This window comes from Bordetella genomosp. 11 (assembly GCF_002261215.1).
Lineage (GTDB): Bacteria > Pseudomonadota > Gammaproteobacteria > Burkholderiales > Burkholderiaceae_B > Bordetella_C.
Genome location: NZ_NEVS01000004.1, coordinates 3,017,995 through 3,035,602 on the forward strand (window position 1 = coordinate 3,017,995; position 17,608 = coordinate 3,035,602).

General features: G+C 63.4%; 14 protein-coding genes and 1 tRNA gene. 6 read left to right on the forward strand and 9 right to left on the reverse strand.

Features of this window, described 5'->3' with window-relative positions; genetic code table 11:
• Positions 1–21: 21 nt before the first annotated feature.
• Positions 22–1,686: a hydantoinase B/oxoprolinase family protein gene (locus tag CAL28_RS21260; RefSeq protein WP_094843182.1), complete on the reverse strand. Its 1,665-nt coding sequence runs from the start codon at positions 1,684–1,686 to the stop codon at positions 22–24.
• Entirely contained in the window at positions 1,683–3,770 is a 2,088-nt protein-coding gene (locus CAL28_RS21265; RefSeq protein ID WP_094843183.1) for a hydantoinase/oxoprolinase family protein, read from the reverse strand. Before CAL28_RS21265 ends, CAL28_RS21260 begins: the two co-directional genes overlap by 4 nt.
• A gap of 130 nt (positions 3,771–3,900) precedes the next feature.
• Between CAL28_RS21265 and CAL28_RS21270 the strand changes: the two genes are divergently transcribed.
• Both CAL28_RS21270 and CAL28_RS21275 read left to right on the forward strand, forming a co-directional pair.
• The gene (locus CAL28_RS21270; protein ID WP_094843184.1) at positions 3,901–4,929 is read left to right on the forward strand and encodes a LysR family transcriptional regulator; all 1,029 of its coding nucleotides are present in this window, start codon (positions 3,901–3,903) and stop codon (positions 4,927–4,929) included.
• Positions 4,930–4,986: 57 nt separating this feature from the next.
• Positions 4,987–5,075 (forward strand) — tRNA-Leu (locus tag CAL28_RS21275).
• 77 nt (positions 5,076–5,152) lie between these two features.
• On the opposite strand, the gene CAL28_RS21280 is transcribed toward CAL28_RS21275, so the two are convergent.
• The 6 genes from CAL28_RS21280 to CAL28_RS21300 all read right to left on the reverse strand — a co-directional run bounded on the left by CAL28_RS21280 (position 5,153) and on the right by CAL28_RS21300 (position 12,645).
• Positions 5,153–5,959: an aspartate dehydrogenase gene (locus tag CAL28_RS21280; RefSeq protein ID WP_094843185.1), complete on the reverse strand. Its 807-nt coding sequence runs from the start codon at positions 5,957–5,959 to the stop codon at positions 5,153–5,155.
• 90 nt (positions 5,960–6,049) lie between these two features.
• Positions 6,050–7,060 carry a LysR substrate-binding domain-containing protein gene (locus tag CAL28_RS21285; RefSeq protein ID WP_094843186.1) on the reverse strand — a complete coding sequence of 337 codons (1,011 nt, stop codon included), beginning with the start codon at positions 7,058–7,060 and terminating at the stop codon, positions 6,050–6,052.
• A gap of 35 nt (positions 7,061–7,095) precedes the next feature.
• The gene (locus tag CAL28_RS21290; RefSeq protein ID WP_094843187.1) at positions 7,096–8,082 is read right to left on the reverse strand and encodes a Bug family tripartite tricarboxylate transporter substrate binding protein; all 987 of its coding nucleotides are present in this window, start codon (positions 8,080–8,082) and stop codon (positions 7,096–7,098) included.
• 181 nt (positions 8,083–8,263) lie between these two features.
• Positions 8,264–9,469 (reverse strand): MFS transporter, encoded by a 1,206-nt coding sequence (locus tag CAL28_RS21295; protein WP_094843188.1) that lies wholly within the window; start codon positions 9,467–9,469, stop codon positions 8,264–8,266.
• Between the two features lie 260 nt (positions 9,470–9,729).
• Positions 9,730–10,314: a class I SAM-dependent methyltransferase gene (locus CAL28_RS29575; RefSeq protein ID WP_176464064.1), complete on the reverse strand. Its 585-nt coding sequence runs from the start codon at positions 10,312–10,314 to the stop codon at positions 9,730–9,732.
• Between the two features lie 297 nt (positions 10,315–10,611).
• Positions 10,612–12,645, reverse strand: a complete 2,034-nt coding sequence (locus CAL28_RS21300; RefSeq protein WP_094843189.1) for an FAD-dependent oxidoreductase — start codon at positions 12,643–12,645, stop codon at positions 10,612–10,614.
• A 103-nt stretch (positions 12,646–12,748) separates the two neighbouring features.
• Between CAL28_RS21300 and CAL28_RS21305 the strand changes: the two genes are divergently transcribed.
• Complete coding sequence (locus CAL28_RS21305; protein ID WP_094843190.1) at positions 12,749–13,660, forward strand: LysR family transcriptional regulator; 912 nt, start codon at positions 12,749–12,751, stop codon at positions 13,658–13,660.
• A 30-nt stretch (positions 13,661–13,690) separates the two neighbouring features.
• Here the strand turns inward: CAL28_RS21305 and dgcA are convergent, their stop codons facing one another.
• A complete protein-coding gene (dgcA, locus tag CAL28_RS21310; RefSeq protein ID WP_254926192.1) occupies positions 13,691–14,752 on the reverse strand; it encodes an N-acetyl-D-Glu racemase DgcA in 1,062 nt (353 codons plus the stop codon).
• A 98-nt stretch (positions 14,753–14,850) separates the two neighbouring features.
• Here dgcA and CAL28_RS21315 point away from each other — a divergent pair, with 98 nt between their 5' ends.
• The 3 genes from CAL28_RS21315 to CAL28_RS21325 are packed head-to-tail and all read left to right on the forward strand — an operon-like array spanning position 14,851 to position 17,582.
• A complete protein-coding gene (locus CAL28_RS21315) occupies positions 14,851–15,333 on the forward strand; it encodes a MaoC/PaaZ C-terminal domain-containing protein (RefSeq protein WP_094843192.1) in 483 nt (160 codons plus the stop codon).
• Entirely contained in the window at positions 15,330–16,559 is a 1,230-nt protein-coding gene (locus CAL28_RS21320) for a CaiB/BaiF CoA transferase family protein (RefSeq protein ID WP_254926193.1), read from the forward strand. The genes CAL28_RS21315 and CAL28_RS21320 overlap by 4 nt, the downstream gene beginning before the upstream one ends.
• 57 nt (positions 16,560–16,616) lie before the next feature.
• Entirely contained in the window at positions 16,617–17,582 is a 966-nt protein-coding gene (locus CAL28_RS21325) for a Bug family tripartite tricarboxylate transporter substrate binding protein (RefSeq protein ID WP_094843194.1), read from the forward strand.
• The last annotated feature ends 26 nt before the right edge of the window (positions 17,583–17,608 follow it).

Below are 17,608 nucleotides of genomic sequence, written 5' to 3' on the forward strand. Positions count from 1 at the left end.
CCGCTTTCGTGCCATTGCGCCTTATGCCGCGTAACCGTAGAACTGCCTCGCATGCTCGGGCGTGATCAGCCCGTTCTTCAAATCCTCTTCGACCCTATCCCGGCTGCGCGCCTTCGGGTCGCCGTAGCCGCCCCCGCCTGGAATGTGGCTGACGATGCGATCGCCGGCACGCAACGTTACCTGCCTTCCGGCGTCCTCGCGGGTGCCGCGTATCGACAGATAGCCGCAGGGTGCGCTGCCCCCGCCCAGCACACCTTCCGGCGGATACACGAAACGGCCGCCACGAAAACTCGCCAGCACATCGCCCACCGGTCCGACATCCCCGTCCAGCAGGCGCAGGACGTACCTCTGGCCGAAGCCGCCACGGAACATCCCGGGACCGGCGGAATCCTCCCACAGCGAACGTTCCTCGACGATCATCGGCACCTCGCTTTCGATGACCTCGGCCGGCGTATTGCCAACGTTGTAGGGAAAGGCAAGGCAGGAAATGCCATCCTTGGCAGCCCGCGCGCCCAGGCCACCGCTGGACACGTTGAACGGCGCGAAATTCTCGCCGTCGCGGCGCTTGCCGAACATGTACTGGCCCCACATCGGGGTCGCCCCCGCGCCCGCGCAAATACGATCGGATGCGCCAGGCGCGACAGCCTGGTACACCAGGTCGGGCAGAAAGGTCCCGATGGCAGTCCGCCCGAAAACCGGCGCCGGGAAGGTGCAGTTGAGCACACTGCCCTCTTCCGCCACGATGGTGATCGGTCGCAGGGTACCCTCGTTGATGGAGACCGGCAGGTTCAGCATGCACAACACACCGAAGTATGTGTATGCCGAGGTATAGGCGAGCGTGCAATTGATGGCCGGCTTGACCTGCGCGGAGGAACCCGAAAAATCCACGACGATGCGGCCGTCCGCAATGGTGACTGCCGTGTGGATGGTCACGATTTCGCCGCCCACGATATCGATCCTGGCCTCATGGCGATAGACGCCCGGCTTGAGCCGCCGGATCTCCTCGCGGGTGACGGTCTCGCTGCGTTCGACGATTTCGTCGGACAGCCCCTGCAAGTCCGGCCAGTTCATCTCGGCGCAAACGTCGCGCAAACGCTCACCGCCCACGTGGCAGGCCGAGACCTGCGCCTGCAGGTCTCCCAGCACGGTTTCGTGCGAGCGCACGTTGGCGGCGATGAAGGCCTGCACGTCGGCATTCAGGACGCCTTCGCGGTAATACTTGAGCATGGGGATGCGCAAGCCTTCTTCGTAGTTGTCGCGGCTTTCCGTGGTGGCGCGGCGCCCGCCGATATCCACGTGATGGCAGCACGTCACCACGTAGGCGATATGCCGGCCATCGAAGAACACCGGCACCATGATCGTGATGTCGTTGTGATGGCCGCTGCCGGCCCACGGATCGTTGCCGATGAAGACATCGCCTTCCTGGAAACTGCCTTTGGGATAGTGATCCAGGATGTTGCGCAGCATCGTTCCCAGCGGCCCGCACAGGCCTGGCGTACTGGCCGGCGTCTGCGCCAGCAGGCGGGCCTCGGCGTCGAAGATGGCGCAGCCGAAATCGCCGATATCGCGCACCACGGTCGAGAACGAGGTGCGGCGCAAGGTAGAGCCGAGTTCGCCGACGATGGAAATCAGGCGGCGCCAGAGCATCTCCAGGGTGACTGGGTCGATGCGGTTTTGCGTGGTCATTTTCCTTCCCCTTGGTGTGCAAGTTCCACGATCAGGCTGCCGTGCGGGTCCACCCGGATACGGGCGCCGCTAGGCACCACGGTGGTCGATTCGTTCTCTTCCACGATCGCCGGGCCTGGAAACGGCCGCCCTGGCGCGATATCCGCCCGCCGGTGCACCGAAAATTCCATCCACTTGCGGGTGCGGGTGCAGAAGGCTCGCCGGGTGCCTATCTTCCCATCGCCCTCCACGGCCCGGACCGCACCGGTCGCCGACGCGACACGGCGCTCGGCGCTGGCCGTCACGCGGAAATTCATGATCTCCAGCGGCAGGCCGTCGAAAACGCGCCCATAGAGCCGCCGATAGGTGCTCTCGAACGAGGCCCGGATGGCCGCCAGTACCGCCTCGTGGCTGCCTTCCCGGGCGAAGGTCGCCGTTACGTCGTAGCCCTGGCCCAGATACCGCATGTCGATGCTGTATTCGTAGACGATCCGCGCAGGGTCGACGGTACCGGGAAGCCGTTCGCGGCATTCCTGGAACATCTCCGCGCACACCGCATCCAGTATTCGGGCTGACAGGTCCTTGAGCAGCATCCGGCGCGAACGCACGGCCGCGTACATCACCGGCGCCACGATCATTCCGAAGGCCGCCGCCACGCCGGCGCGCGGAGGAATCAACACGGTACGGATCCCCAGGCGGGCGGCCAGGTCGCAGGCGTGCACCGGCCCCGCGCCGCCGAAGGCCACCAGGGCGCAGGATTTCGGGTTCTCGCCCTTCTCGCTGACGTAGGCCTTGGCCGCGGAAGCCATGTTCTCGTTGACGATGGCGTGCACCCCGAATGCCGCGTCCTCCACGGAAATGCCCAGCGGCGCCGCCAGCGTCGCGTCGATGGCCCGCTCCGCGGCGGGCTTGTCCAGCGCCATGCGTCCACCCAGGAAGTGCTCGGGATCCAGATAGCCCAGCACGAGGTCGGCATCGGAAACCGTCGGATCCGTACCGCCCTGGCCGTAGCACGCCGGCCCGGGCACCGCCGAAGCGCTCTGCGGCCCCACCTGAAGGGTGCCCACCGGCGTGCGCCGGGCGATACTGCCGCCCCCCGCGCCGATCTCGATAAGATCCACCACCGAGATGCGTACCGGTATACCGCTGCCCGGCTTGAACCGGTGCACATGCGCCACCTCGAAATCATTGGTCAGCGTCGCCTGGCCGTTCTCCACCAGCGCCAGCTTGGCTGTGGTGCCACCCATATCGAAGGCCAGCACCTTGTCCAGGTCCGCGAGCCGGGCAAAATGCGCCGCCCCCAGCGTGCCGGCCGCGGGGCCGGATTCGATAACCTGCACCGGGAACTCGCGCGCAAAATCCACCGAATTGATGCCCCCGCTGGACATCATCATCAACATTTCGCCCTGGAAGCCCTCTTCGCGCAAACGCTGCTGCAAGCGTGACAGGTAGCGCGACGCCACCGGTTTGGCGTAGGCGTTGACCACGGTCGTGGTCGTGCGCTCGTACTCCTTCATTTCGGGCAGCACGTCGCTGGACAGGCTGACGGGGCAGCCCGGCATCATTTCCCGCACGATCTCGCTCACACGGCGTTCGTGCGAGGGATCGCGATAGGCATGCAGAAGGCAAACGGCGATCGACTCGCAACCCTCGTCCTTCAGTCTTTGCACCGCCTCGCGCACACTGGACTCGTCCAGCGGGGACAGGACGGCCCCAGTCGCATGCAGACGTTCGTCGACCTCCATGCGCATATACCGGGGCACCAGCGGCAAGGGATACTCGATCTGCAGGTCGTAAGCATCGAAGCGCTTCTCGCGGCCGATCTCCAGCACGTCCCGGAAACCGCGGGTCGTGATCAGACCGGTCCGGGCCCCTTTGCGCTCGATTACCGCATTGATCACAAGCGTGGTGCCGTGCACCATGACGTCCACGGCGCCCGCATCCGGCTCGCGCTGTTCCGCCAGCGCGGCCACCCCTTGCTCGATGGCGCGCGACGGGTCGTCGGGGGTGGTCAAAGTCTTGTAGACACGCACCGCGCCGCTCGTTTCGTTCACTTCCACGAAATCCGTGAAAGTGCCCCCGATATCGCTCCCTATAGTGATCACAGCCTTCCTCCGTCGATTTCCATGGCGAAATCTTAGGGAGGTCCCTTGCTGTCAGGAATTCTCACGTTGCTAAAATCCACTTTAACTTTTTGTTAATGCAGTCTCCTCACCATAAATAGGGGCGGGCCCGGTGGACAAGCTGCGTGCGTTGGAATACTTCATTGCCGCGGCGAACGAGCGCAGCTTTACCGGCGCCGCGCGCGCACTGAATGTCAGCGTGCCCGCCGTGGCCAGGCTGGTGGGCGCCCTGGAGCAAAGGCTGGGCGTCGCCCTGTTCGACCGCACCGTCCAGGGCCTGACGCTGACATCCGACGGCGTCAATTACCTGGCGGCGTGCCGGCCGCTGCTGGAACAGATGGACGCGGCGGACGAGGCTTTGCGCAGCGGCGCGATGCGCCCGCGCGGTTCTCTGGTACTGGGCACATCCCCGATTCTTTCGCAGCATTCCATCCTGCCCGCGCTGCCTGCATTTCACGCCCGCTATCCGGACATCCAGATCGATATCCGCAATATCGACCGCATCACCGCTCCGGATGCCAGCGCCGCGGAGGTCCTGGTCCTATACGGCTGGCCAAAGCAGCCCGGCATGGTGCATCGCCACCTGGCCGATACACGCCTGATGATCTGCGCGTCCCCGCGATACTGGGAAACGCATGGAATGCCCGCCACGCTCGCCGATTTGACGCAGCATCAATGCCTGCTGTTTCGCGACCACGAAGGCACCGTCATCGATTACTGGGAACACGAGCACGACGGCAAGACCGAAGCGGTCGCCGTCAATGGCTGGCTGATCAGCAGCCACCGGGACGTCATTCTCGACGCGGTGATCGCCGGCCAGGGCGTCGCGCGCTTCACCGACCTTTCCATACGCGAGCCATTGCGGGCCGGCCTGCTGGTCCCGGTCCTGACCGACTGGCAATCGCGGCAAGCGCCCCCGATCAATCTGCTGTATCGCTCCAATCAGCGCCGGCTGCCTCGGGTGCGCCTGTTCATCGAGTTCCTGACGGGTCTGTTTCAACGGCTGGAAACGGAGCGCGCCCCAGACCTCGCCCAACACGTCGCGGCGGAAGAACCGCACTGGTACCGCCGCCGCCACAGCCGGGCCTCCGCCACGCCGACGCCTCCCCGCAGGCCGCCCCGCGCGGGCCCCACGGTCTAGGGGCGCTACACACCATCCGGGCAGGTACAATCCCGTTCCTGCACCGATATGGCGCATGCCCGAGTGGTGAAATTGGTAGACACAGAGGACTTAAAATCCTCCGGCTTTAATCGGCCGTACCGGTTCGATTCCGGTCTCGGGCACCACCGCTTCTTCCGATCGGAAGAAGCCGCGCCGGTCGACGGTCGGCGCGGCAGGATGCGGATGGCCCGTGCCGCCCCTTCTATGTCCCGACGCGCAACGGACCGTTCAGCTTGCGCAGCACCGCCAACACGCTCTGCGCGGTGATCCGGCCGGTTTTGGGATTTTCCGAAGGAATGTTCTGGATCTCCATCGAGAAAGATGCGGAATCCGAATCCACCTCGACGCGATGGATATTGCGTTCCAGCTTGGGATCGGCCCAGATTTCCAGGGTCGTGCGGTCCGGCCCGATGCCGGCCAGCGAGACGCTGACGGCCACGTTCAGGTTGGCGGGAAAGCCGATCGCCGCCTCGCGCGGGGATCCGCGGAATACCAGTGTCGGCTCGGTGATGCCGGAAATGTCGATGCCGTGCGTTTCCAGGTAAGGTGCTCCCAGCAGACCGCGCACGGGCTTGCGGGTAATCATGGTGACGGCGTGGATCCGGCCTTCGGCCGCGGCCGTCAGGGCGTCCAGCCCCAGGATGGCGCCGGACGGAACGAGTATCTGACCCTGGCTGGCACGCGCCAGCTCGATCAGGTCCGGGTGCGACAGCAGTGCGCCCGAACTAAGGACGACGACCTTCTTGCCCGCCTGCAGCAGGGGACGCACGGCTTGCTCGAACACGGCCGCCGGGGCGCATTCGACCACCACGTCGCACAGGGATTCCAGGCCGTCCAGCGTGGTGAACAACGGCGGCTGACCCTTCCATTCGAAGGCGGCGTGGCGACGCGGATCGCGTACCGCGATCGCGGCCAGCGAAAGTCCGGGCACCGCACCGGCGTCCAGCGACCTGGCCACCGATTGGCCGATGGCGCCGAAACCGGCGATGCCGACACGAATTCCGTTCATATGCATTCCTGGTTCAAAGTTGGAAAATGAGGCCCGCGGAACCAGACCGGCCGATTCGATCCCGCGCAGCGATATGAAAAGGCGCGCGCATCATGGGCCGCGCTCCGGCGCCTCGGCGAGGGCGCGCTCGCTGGCCCCTTCTTGCAGGGAGGCGCGCGCTTCGGCCAGCACCCAGGCGCGAAAAGTCTGGATGGCGGGCCGCTCCAGCGACACGGCCTCCGCCAGCAGGTAGTATTCGCCCGCGCTTTTGACGGGCCGCTCGGGACGGTATGGCACGACGAGTTCGCCGCGCCCGGGGTAGCCATCGATCAGCACGTCGGGAACCAGCGCGACACCCTTATGCTCCTGCGCGGCGCGCAAGGCAATATAGAAGTGGCCGACGTCCAGGCCCGGCCGGCGCGCCGGCAGCGACCCGCCCTGCGCGCGCAACCAGTCGCGCCAGGCGTTCGGCCGGCTGGCGGTATGGATGAGTTGGAAGGTGGTCAGGTCGGAAAGCGACTCGACGGGGCCTCCCTGTTCGTACAGCCGCCGCGACATCACGGGCACCAGCACGTCGTCGAACAGGTAGTCGGCGCAAATGCCATCCCAGCGCTGCACCAGGGTCAGGTCTATTCCGGGCAGCCCGCGCGGATAATGGCGGCCGGCCAGGGGACCGACGCGGATGGCGATATCGACGCCGTCGGCCTGCATGTCCAGCGGACGGATATCGGAAACCACGCGGACTTCGATATGGCGATGGGTGGAGGTGAAGGACGCCAGCCGCGGCATGAGCCAGAGCTGTCCGATGGTCGGAATCGTGCTTACGATCAGCACCTCGTTGCGATCGCGATCCAGCATCTGCCGGGTTGCGTTCTCCAGGTCGGACAGCACGCGGCGGCACGCCTCGAAGTACTGGATGCCGTCGGCCGTGAGCTCCACCTTGCGCGACTGTCGCACGAACAGCTTCTTGCCCAGGTAGGCTTCCAGCTTGCGCACTTGCAGGCTGACCGCGCTTTGCGTCACCGCCAGCTCATCGGCTGCGAGCGTGAAGGAACCATGACGGGCCGCGGCCTCGAACGATCGGACGGAAGACAAGGAAGGCAGATTGCGCGTAAAGGCCATCGACAACCTGCTCCACGGCGTTATGGTGACCGGCGTTATTGCATTTCAATATGGGCGTCCTTGATGACACCCGCCCAGGTAACGTTCTCTTCCTGCACGTAGCGGGCGAACGCCTGCCGGTCCATCGGCAGCGGATCGATGCCCCCCGCGCGGAACTTGGCCTGCAGCTCGGGGGATTTCATCGCGGCGGTCAGCGCGGCACTCAATTTGGCGACGATGGGTTCCGGCGTACCGGCGGCCACGAACAGGCCGAACCAGGTGCTGGCATTGTAGTCGACCCCTAGTTCCTTCAGGGTCGGCACATCGGGCAAGGCGGCCGAGCGCACGTCCGTCGTGATGGCCAAAGGCCGCACGCGACCGGCCTTGACGTTGCCTAGCGTGGTGGGCAGGGGATCCACGAGCAGGGCGATCTGGCCGCCGATCAGGTCGACCGTGGCCGGGGCGCCGCCCTTGTACGGGATATGGCGGAAATGCGTGCCCGCGCGGATGTTCAGCAACTCGGCCTGCATGTGGTGGCTGGTGCCGAAGCCGGCGGAGCCATAGTCCAGCGACCCCGGCTTGGCCTTGTCTGCCGCCACCAGGTCGGCGAACTTCTTGTAAGGAGAATTGGCCGACACGATGACGACGCTGGGCACGGAAGCGATACCGCCGACCGCGATCAGGTCCTTGGACGTGTAACCCGCGCTCTTGTACAGGTGCGGCGCCACCGCCATCGTGCTGGCTGCGCCCAGCAACAAGGTATAGCCGTCGGCCGGGCTGTTGAGCGCCGAAACGGTGCCTATCGTGCCCCCGGCGCCCGGCTTGTTCTCAATGACGATGTTGCCTTTCAGCGTCGCCGACATCGCATTGAACAACTCACGACCGATGATGTCGTTGATGCCGCCCGCCGGAAAAGGCACGACGGCGCGAACGGGTCGGGACGGATAGTCGTCCTGCGCCCTGGCCGCGCCGGGCAGGACCAGGGCGGAAAGCGCGGCACACAATCCGACGCCAAGGGCGAGCAATCGCTGGGTGATACGCATGTTGGAACTCCGCGGTTGGGCTGGCGCCGGACGGCGGCCAGTGAGCAACGGCGAGTCTAGAAGCCTCGGCGGCGGGTGGCAAACGACTAAAAGACGGCCGAGCGCGAGAAAATCTTATGCACCAGCCTGGACATCGGCACCATACCGGGGCCCGATTGCCGTCGTGCTCAGCCGCCCGGAACTACGACCCTTCGCCTGTGGCACTAAGGTGGTGCTGGTCAGAGCGGCGATGCGCCATGATCGCAGCTGACAGTCCCAATGTCGCTGCGATCCCTCCGATCAGGAAGACCACACCGTATCCAAAGTGGTCCGCTAGCAGACCCGTTACCGGTCCGGTTGCGCCATAAGCCAGATCCTGGAAGGCAGCGAAGCCGCCAACTGCAGTGCCACGCAGCTGCGGTGGCATACCCTTGACCACTTCGGAGCCCATCGCGGGGAATACCATCGAGCAGCCCAAGCCGGTCAGCAAGGCCCCTGCCAAGGCCAGGCCTGGGCCGGGGGCAAGCCACAGTAAATACTGGCCCACGGCTTCAACAATCAGCGAAACCATGGCCACGGGTGTACCCCCGATCTTGTCCGGCAGATGCCCGAACAGCAGCCTCACTGCCACGAATCCCCCGCCGAAACAAGTCAATCCAAGGCCTGCATACGGCCAGCCACGGCTAAGGAAGTACAACGAAATGAAGGCGGCGAGCGCGGCGAATCCTACGCCCTGCAAGCAGACAGCCGCCCCGGGCAGCCAGATGCGGCCCAGGATGCGCCAGAACGAGTCACGCCGGCCGGCTTCCGGTTGAACTTCCGGCAGGCCGCGTACCATGCAGGCACCGAGCAGCGGCAATGCGGCGCATACCGCCATCAGACCCGAAAAACCGGTGGCATGGAGCAACGACAGGCCCAATGGCCCACCGACAGCGAACGCTCCGTACATCGCGGCGCCTACCAGCGCCATAACCTTGCCCGATCTCGCGGATCCCATCAAACCGATACCCCAGCTAATCGAGGCCACGATCACCAAGCTTTCGCCCAGGCCCAGCAGTAGTCGGCCAACGAGAAGCGCGCCATACGCCAGTGCGCCGTGCAAGCCCGGCGTGGCGGACGCCAGGCACAGTAGGCAAGCGGCCACATAGATGAACAAGCCGCGCAGCATGGCAAAACGACTGCCGCGTCGATCCGCCAGGCCGCCCGAAAAATTGCGTGTAAGAATCGTAGAAAAAAAGGCGATGCCGACGGCAAGGCCGCCAGCCGCGTTGCTCATGCCGAGGTCGCGCGTCACGTAGACGGGCACCGCGGGCAGGGCCATGGCGACGGCGAGGTAGGAAAGAAAAAGCGCCAGTGTGGTGATGATCAGGCGCCGCTGGGCAAGGGAGAGATCGGGGATATCAGACATCAACAAGCCGTCCTGTCGTGGAACATGGCCTGACGATCATGGGAAGGGAGGCAAGACAACGCACCCCGTACCCAATGGGTCAGTGGCTGGAAACGCGTTGATTGACGTTCACGCTTACGCCGTCCCGGCCACCGCGGCCTCGACAGCGGGCCGCATGCTAGCTAGCCCGGACCGCGAACCGGCCAGGACAGGGGCGGTATGACAACCGTTTGGCCGGCCGAGTTCAACATTAAACGCCGCCGCCGGAGCGGCCGCGGAGGTCAGGAATGCCGGTAAGGTGCACGGCGCGTGATTTTCCATACTCGAGCTGGCGGCACATTCCACATGACCGTGGCAGTGCATGCAGCGCGCAGACCCAACCGATCCAGCAGCCGCTGTGAAACCGGGCAGAGCCATCCATAGGAAAACAGGTACAGCGCGCCACCAGGGCGCATTTGAGAGAATACGCGGCACAGCAGCCTCATCCTGGCGTTCGCCGACATGTTCAACAGCGGAAGGCCCGATATCGTTGCACCGATGTGGCCGCGCACGCCCTCTGGAAGCACCATGCGCCGCGCATCGCATTCGTACACCTTTGTGCCCGGAAACGCATGGCGCAGGCGGCACGCGAAGTCATGATTGAGCTCCACCAAGTGAAGCTGATGCGACGGTATGCCACGCTTAAGGAGAGGACGGGTGAATGAGCCGGTACCGCTGCCGAGCTCCAGTACCGGGGCATCACAGGCATTCACGCCAAGAACTATAGCCCGCGCAAGCGCTGAGCCGGACGGCAGGATGGCGCCCACCGTGCGCGGTGCACGACACCAGTTGCGGATGAATTGGAGACGTTCGGCGACGAACGGCACACACACGCTTCCCAGGATTGGGGGCATCGTTCGAAATATGGGCATCACTACGTCCCTTCAGTTGAAAATAGCGAAATGTCGATACTGGCCCTCCCACCGACCGGAGGACTAGCGCGAGGATCCGACAACGTGAATATCTTTATCCATTACTCGACGGCCACCAGCTTAGCGTCAATAACTTAGCGATAAATTAGGAAGGGGACGGCTGGATCGTCCCTCAGCTCGTCTAGGCCGACGCGAAGCCTGCTCCGTGAAAGGCGGATGAAATCCAATACTATGCGTCAAGCGCGGATCGACCTACCCCCCGGGCGCGGCGATTCCGCAGTACAGGGCGTCCTGGATTGCCCGCACAGCATCGAGCTCGGACGCCAGCCTTGCCCCACCGATCGTCGCCACGCTGATGCCGCAGTCGGCAAGCTCCTTGCTCAACGCGTCCTGAGGCACCTGGCCGGCGCAGATGATGACATTGTCCACAGCCAGCACGCGATAGGCTCCATCGCACGAATAGGTAAGGCCTTTATCGTCGATCTTGTGATAGGTTACGCCGGAGACCACATTGACACCCGCGCGCCGCAAGCGGGCCTTCAGTATCCAACCCGTGGTTTTTCCCAGCTGGGTTCCCCATTTCCCTGGGCTGCGCTGGAAGATGTGGATCGAACGCGGGGATAGAACTTCCTCCGGAGCGGCCAGACCGCCCCGATTGAGCAGCGACGCATCGACGCCCCAATATTGACGAAATAGATTACTGGACAAAGAAGGGTCTCCACTGGGACCCGCCAGCAGCAACTCGGCGGTGTCAAAGGCAATGCCGCCTGCGCCGATAATGGCCACGCGTTTGCCCACTTCCCGGTTACCGGAGATCACCTCGTCATACAGGGCGACTTTGGGATGGTCGATACCGTCAATGTCGGGCTTGCGTGGCACGACGCCCGTAGCCAGCACGACCCTGTCGTATCCGGCCTCGCGCAGTTCTCCCGCGGTTACGCGCGTGTTCAGCCTTATGCGCACACCCAGCTCCGTGAGCCTCACACGAAAATAGCGTAGTGTCTCGTTGAATTCGCCCTTGCCCGGTATACGCCGCGCCAAGTTCAGTTGACCACCGAGCTCCTTGCTTGCCTCGAACAGGACGACATCGTGACCCCGTTCGGCTGCGTACACCGCGCAAGCCATGCCTGCCGCACCGCCTCCCACGACTGCGAGACGCTGGCGGGATACTGCCTGGTGCCGGGGAAAATCGAGCTCACGCCCAGCCCGCGGGTTGACCAGGCAGGTCGCCGTTTGCCTCGTGAATATACGGTCCAGGCAGGCTTGGTTGCAGGCAATGCAGGTATTGATGCGGTCAGCCCGCCCTTGCCGTACCTTCAGCGCGAAATCCGGATCTGCCAACAACGGGCGCGCCATGGAAACAAAGTCAGCGACGCCGTCAGCAACCAGGCGTTCCCCCGTGTCGGGCGTATTGATGCGGTTGGACGCGATAACCGGAATCGCGACCGCCTGCTTGATATGGTGAACCGCGAAATCCCACGCTGCCCTTGGTACGGTCGCCGCGATGGTGGGAATGGCCGATTCATGCCAGCCTATGCCGGTGTTGAGCATATCGACACCGGCCTGTTCCAGACGTCGCGCAAATCGCGCGGTTTGGACACCCGTCAATCCGCCTTCAACCAGATCGATGGCGGATAGCCGGTAAACAAGCAAAAAATCCCGCCCGGTGGCAGCGCGCACTGCTTCTACGACATCGAGCGGCATGCGAATACGGTTATCGAGATTGCCGCCGAAGCTGTCGGTGCGCGTGTTGGTGCGCGGGCTGCAGAACTGGTTGAGCAAATAGCCCTCCGACCCCATGATCTCCACGCCGTCATAGCCCGCCAGCTGGGCCAGTCTTGCGGTATTGGCGATGGCGCGCACGGTCTCGGAGATGCCGTCTGAAGTCAAGGCGCGCGGCGTGTAGGAGTTCATGGTCGCACGCTCCGCGGTAGGCCCGACGCACAAGGCATGTCTGGCATACCTCCCGGCATGCAGAATCTGAAGAACGATCCTGCCCCCTTCTTCGTGCACCGCCTGGGTGATGGCCTGATGAGGTGCCAACTCGTGCTCGCGCTCCAGCACTGGAGCATCATCCTCCATGCGGCCGGCTTGGTCGGGCGCATAGCCTCCGGTGAGGATAAGCCCGATTTCGCCGCGCGCCCGCTCGCGGTAAAACTGCACCAATCGGGCAACCGGCTGGTGCAGGGTTTCCATACGGGTATGCATGGCACCCATGATCATGCGGTTGCGCAGTTTCAGAAAGCCGAAGTCGTAGGGCTTCAGAAGGTGTGGATAGGCGTGCATCGCAGGCTCCGGATATCGGACGTTGAGTGTCGTAATTCACGTATATTTCCACTATCGCGGGTAGTTTCCCCATCACACGGTTTCCCTGCGCCGGGATCCATACATGCATACCGATCTGAAATCGCTACGTTATTTCGCCATGCTTGCCGATACGCTCAGCTTTACCGTGGCGGCGAACAAGCTGCGGATGACCCAGCCGGCATTGAGCATCGCCATGCAGCGGCTGGAGGAACGCGTTGGCGCGGAGTTGCTCCGTCGTACCAGCCGCCATGTGATACTGACTCCCGCTGGCGAAGCCTATGCGAAGGGTGCCCGCGAAATCCTCGCGCTCGTCGAACAGGTCGAGAAAACCACGGCTGACGTGGCATCTGGCCAGGAAGGGTTGTGCCGCATCTGTTTCGTGCAATCCGCTTCGTTCGATGTCTTGCCGCCGATTCTCCGGGCCGTACAGGACCAGGCCGCGCGCGTCACGCTTCAACTCTCCGAAGCGACGTCTATCGACCAACTGAAGCAATTGACCGACGGGCAAATGGACATCGGACTAGTGCGCCAGGCGGTGCATGGGTTCGCCGATCTTTCCCTGACCTTGGTACATGAACAGCGCATGGTCGCGGCGCTTCCCGCCACGCACAAGCTCGCTGCGAACCTTCGACTTCCCCTTTCCGCATTGCAGGATGAAGTATTCCTCATGGTGCCGGATCACCGCTCGCCTGCCATCAACGCCCGCGTTCGAGCAGCATGCGCGGCCGCAGGCTATCAGCCGCGAGCCTCGCTGGAAGCGGTGGAAATGGCGACGATTCTTTCATTCGTGGGTGAAGGACTTGGCGTGGCGTTGTTGCCCGCAAGCTGCAGGAGGTTCGCCGATCGCAGCGTATCCCTGATCGATCTCGAGGATATCAACGAACATCTCAACCTGCCCTTGTACCTGGTTCACCGAAAAGTAGAACGCGATCCGACGGTGCGACGCATCATCGACATCGCGCTGCGCACGCTTTCGCGACTGCATCGCCATTAGGCTTCGTCGTCGCGCTGGCCCATCCCAGTATCAGACCGCCCACACCGCTTGGTCGGCAGACAATACTGCCCCCTGTAAAGGCAAGGCGGGGCTAATATCGTCCGCCAACAGCAAGGGGCCATCGAGATGGACGATATCCGCATACTGGGCAAGCACGATGCCAGGCGCCATGGACAGCGACGAGCCGACCATGCATCCCACCATAATCCGCATGCCGGCCTCGCGCGCACCACGTACGACGCGAAGCGCCTCTGTCAGTCCGCCCGTCTTGTCCAGCTTGATATTGGCATACTCATACTTTCCAATAATGCCGGGAATCGAGGTCATGTCACGGCAGGATTCGTCCGCCGCCAGGGGGACCGGGCTGGTAAAGGTTCTGAGAAAGTCGTCCTTGCCTGCCGGCAACGGTTGTTCCAGAAGCTCCATGCCCAGCGATGCGAACAGCGTCAGATAGCGCTCCAGGTGCTTCGGTGACCAGGACTCGTTCGCATCGGCGATCAGTCGGGCCGTCGGCGCCGCAGCCCGCACGGCAGAGACCCTTTCGTCGTCACCCTCACCGCCCAGCTTGAGTTTCAATATTGGCATGTCCCGATGTAGGCGGGCCTGCACCGCCATCGCCTCTGGCGTATCGAGGCTGATGGTGAACGCCGTCTGCACCGGGACAAGCGCCGCGGGCAGGCCTGCATAGGCGCTAACGGATACTCCGCCCATGCGGCTGCGAAGGTCCCATAGCGCGCAGTCGACCGCATTGCGCGCGGCCCCTGGCGGAAGCACCGACTGCAGTCCGTCCAGATCGAGCCCTTTCCGGATCAAGGGCGCAATCGACTCGATCTGCGCCAGGACGCTCGCCACGCTTTCGCCGTAATGACCATAGGGAATGCACTCTCCCCTGCCGGTGTAACCGTCCTCCCCGATGCTGACTATGACCGCATCGGCCTGCGTCTTGGCTCCCCGGCTTATCCGGAACACGCCGCGTATCGGGTAGACGCGATGCTGGAGATTGATCGATCGGAGCGGCATGGTGCGTTTGCGGCTGGTCAGGCCGGCGCCCGAAGCCGGCCATGGTTGAAACGGGCGCGCCCATTGAAACACGGATCTCCATAAGAGGCGTAAATGCAGCCATATGCATTACGCGTGGCATCCCTGCCTACACTTTCCGCCATGTTCTGAAAGGGTAAGGAGATCCCGCCATGACGCAACGCAATATCGAGACGGTCGGTCTCGGCTTCCATTGGGACGATCTCCCGGTAGGCAGGAAATTCCAGACGGTGGGGCGCACCGTCTTCGAAGCGGACATCGCGAATTTCATAGGCTGCACCGGCCAGCAAGAAGTCCTATTCAACAACATCGAGTTCCTGGCCAAGGAATCCGCCATACAAGGGCGCGTCGCGCCGGGCGCGCTGGTCTTCAGCTTCGCGGAAGGCCTGCTCGTGCAATCCACCATGCAAGGTACCGGCTTCGCATTCCTGCACATGGAGCTGGATATCAAGGGGCCCGTGCTGGCCGGTGACACCATACACGTGGAATGCGAGGTCCTGGAATCCCGGGCCAGCAAGAGCCGTCCCGGCTTTGGCCTCGTCCGCACGCGCAACGACATTGTGAATCAGCGTGGGGACATCGTGCAGGTGTATACCCCCCTGCGCCTGGTGAAGGGCCGGGGTGGAGAGGCATGATGCAGTGGCCAGCTGGCGATCCCTTCGAACCCGGAAAGCGCGCGACCGGCCCTTTGGCCGGAATCCGCGTCGTCGATCTGACGATCAATGTACTCGGTCCGGTGTGCACCCAGATTCTCGGGGATATGGGGGCGGACGTCATTAAGGTGGAAACGCCCAATGGCGACCAAAACCGCCACAACGGCCCGGCGCGACATCCCGGTATGTCCGCGTTCTACCTGATCATGAACCGCAACAAGCGCAGCGTGGTGCTGGACCTCAAAACGGCCGATGGCCTGGAAGCGCTCATGCGCATCGTCGAGACGGCCGACGTCTTCATACACAGTATGCGGCCCAGTGCGGCGGAACGGCTCGGCGTCAGCTACGAGAAAGTGATCGCGCGCAATCCGAACATCATATATGCCTCCGCTCCCGGCTTCCGAAGCGACGGCCCCAAGCGGGATGCCCCCGCCTTCGACGACATCATCCAGGGAGCCTGCGGCCTGGCTGACCTGAATCGCGACAACGAGGGTCATCCGCGGTATTTTCCGACTGTCATCGCAGACAAGCTCTGCGGCTATGTCCTGGCTTCTTCCGTTGGCATGGCGCTGTTTCACCGCGAAAGAAGTGGCGTTGGCCAGAAAGTCGAAGTGCCGATGTACGAGACCATGCTGCAGTTTTGCCTGTTCGAGCATCTATGGGAAGGCGCGTTCGGCCACGCGAATGCCAAAGTCGGCTACAGCCGCATGCTCTCGCCCTACCGACGTCCGTACCGAACGAAAGACGGCTACATCTGCGTCCTGGCAATCAACGACTTGCAATGGAGCCGCCTGCTGGGTGCCGTGAACCTGAAGGATCTGGCCGCCGATCCCCGCTTCGCGAATATGGCGGCACGCATGCAACATATCGACCAACTCTACGGCGCGCTGGCGGACCAGCTTCTGACGAAGACCACGGAAGAATGGATGGAGATTTTCCGCGAGCAGGACGTCACCTGTGGACCGGTGAACACGCTCGCGGATTTGATGACGGATGACTACCTGGCCGCCACCGGTTTCTTCAAGTCATATATCCACCCCACCGAGGGCGAACTGGTAATGACCTCGAACCCCATCGGATTCTCCGCAACGCCACCGAATTACCGCTTCGCGCCGCCCAGGGCCGGCGAACACACGATGGAAGTGCTGTGCGGCGTCGGATACGAAATGGACGCCGCCGCACGGCTGGTGCCCTCGCCCGACAGATAGCCCGCCGCCCTTGCTCGGGCCCCAAAACTCAAAAACTATTATCAGGAGACTCCAATAATGAAAATTGCCAACTCAATCCTTGTCCTCACGGCCGCCTTGTTCGCGTGGACGCCATCCTACGGCGCGGACACGTATCCGGATCGCCCCATCCGCTTCGTCGTTCCGTTCACCGCAGGCAGCAGCACCGATCTGATCGCACGCGCCGTTGGGAGCAGCATTACCCAGGAGACTGGCCAGGCTGTCGTGGTGGAGAACCGGCCCGGCGCCAACGGATTCATTGGCGCGTCGACGGTTGCGCGCGCGCCCGCCGATGGCTACACCGTCTTCATCACCACAAATACCACGCAGGCGGCGAACCAGTGGCTGTTCAAGCAGTTGCCATATGACCCGGTCAAGGACTTCTCTCCGTTGAGCGGCCTGGCGAAGGGCAGCCTGGTGATGGTCGTGAATTCCAATGTATCGGCCAAGGATGCCAACGGCTTCATCGCGGCGGCCAAGGCCGATCCTGGGAAGATTTCCTACGCATACGGGACTTCATCCAGTCAGATTGCCTCTGAAATGCTGAAAAGCATGACGGGCATCCAGCTGACGCCAATCCCATACAAAAGCAACCCCCCCGCGCTTCAGGATCTGATGGGCGGCGAGGTACAGATGATGATGGCCGACATACCGACGGCCTTGCCCCTCATCAAGGCGAACAAGCTCCGCGCGCTGGCCGTCTCCAGCAAGACGCGGTCCAGGTTGCTGCCAGACGTGCCCACCATGGACGAAGTCGGCGTGAAGGGCTATGAGCTCACCTATTGGTTTGCCGCCTACGGCCCCGCCAACCTTGCCCCGGCGGTGCAGAACCGTCTGAACGCGTTGATCATCAGTGCCCTGCGCAAGGGCTCCGTGCAGCAGACCCTGCAATCCGCTGGTCTCGACCCGTTCCCGACGACACCGGCGGAGCTTGCCGACTTCCAGGCTTCCGAAACCCGGAAATGGGGGGAGATCATCAAGGCCGCGCATATCGAGGCGCAATAACCCGGTCCCCTCGTGCTGCACCCACA

Excerpts from the sequence above, each read along its gene's own strand:
- CAL28_RS21260 (WP_094843182.1), bottom strand. The coding sequence starts at position 1,686 with ATGACCACGCAAAACCGCATCGACCCAGTCACCCTGGAGATGCTCTGG.
- CAL28_RS21280 (WP_094843185.1), bottom strand. The coding sequence starts at position 5,959 with ATGAACGGAATTCGTGTCGGCATCGCCGGTTTCGGCGCCATCGGCCAA.
- CAL28_RS21325 (WP_094843194.1), top strand. The coding sequence starts at position 16,617 with ATGAAAATTGCCAACTCAATCCTTGTCCTCACGGCCGCCTTGTTCGCG.
- CAL28_RS21295 (WP_094843188.1), bottom strand. The coding sequence starts at position 9,469 with ATGTCTGATATCCCCGATCTCTCCCTTGCCCAGCGGCGCCTGATCATC.
- CAL28_RS21300 (WP_094843189.1), bottom strand. The coding sequence starts at position 12,645 with ATGCACGCCTATCCACACCTTCTGAAGCCCTACGACTTCGGCTTTCTG.
- CAL28_RS21305 (WP_094843190.1), top strand. The coding sequence starts at position 12,749 with ATGCATACCGATCTGAAATCGCTACGTTATTTCGCCATGCTTGCCGAT.
- CAL28_RS21315 (WP_094843192.1), top strand. The coding sequence starts at position 14,851 with ATGACGCAACGCAATATCGAGACGGTCGGTCTCGGCTTCCATTGGGAC.
- CAL28_RS21285 (WP_094843186.1), bottom strand. The coding sequence starts at position 7,060 with ATGGCCTTTACGCGCAATCTGCCTTCCTTGTCTTCCGTCCGATCGTTC.
- CAL28_RS21290 (WP_094843187.1), bottom strand. The coding sequence starts at position 8,082 with ATGCGTATCACCCAGCGATTGCTCGCCCTTGGCGTCGGATTGTGTGCC.
- CAL28_RS21320 (WP_254926193.1), top strand. The coding sequence starts at position 15,330 with ATGATGCAGTGGCCAGCTGGCGATCCCTTCGAACCCGGAAAGCGCGCG.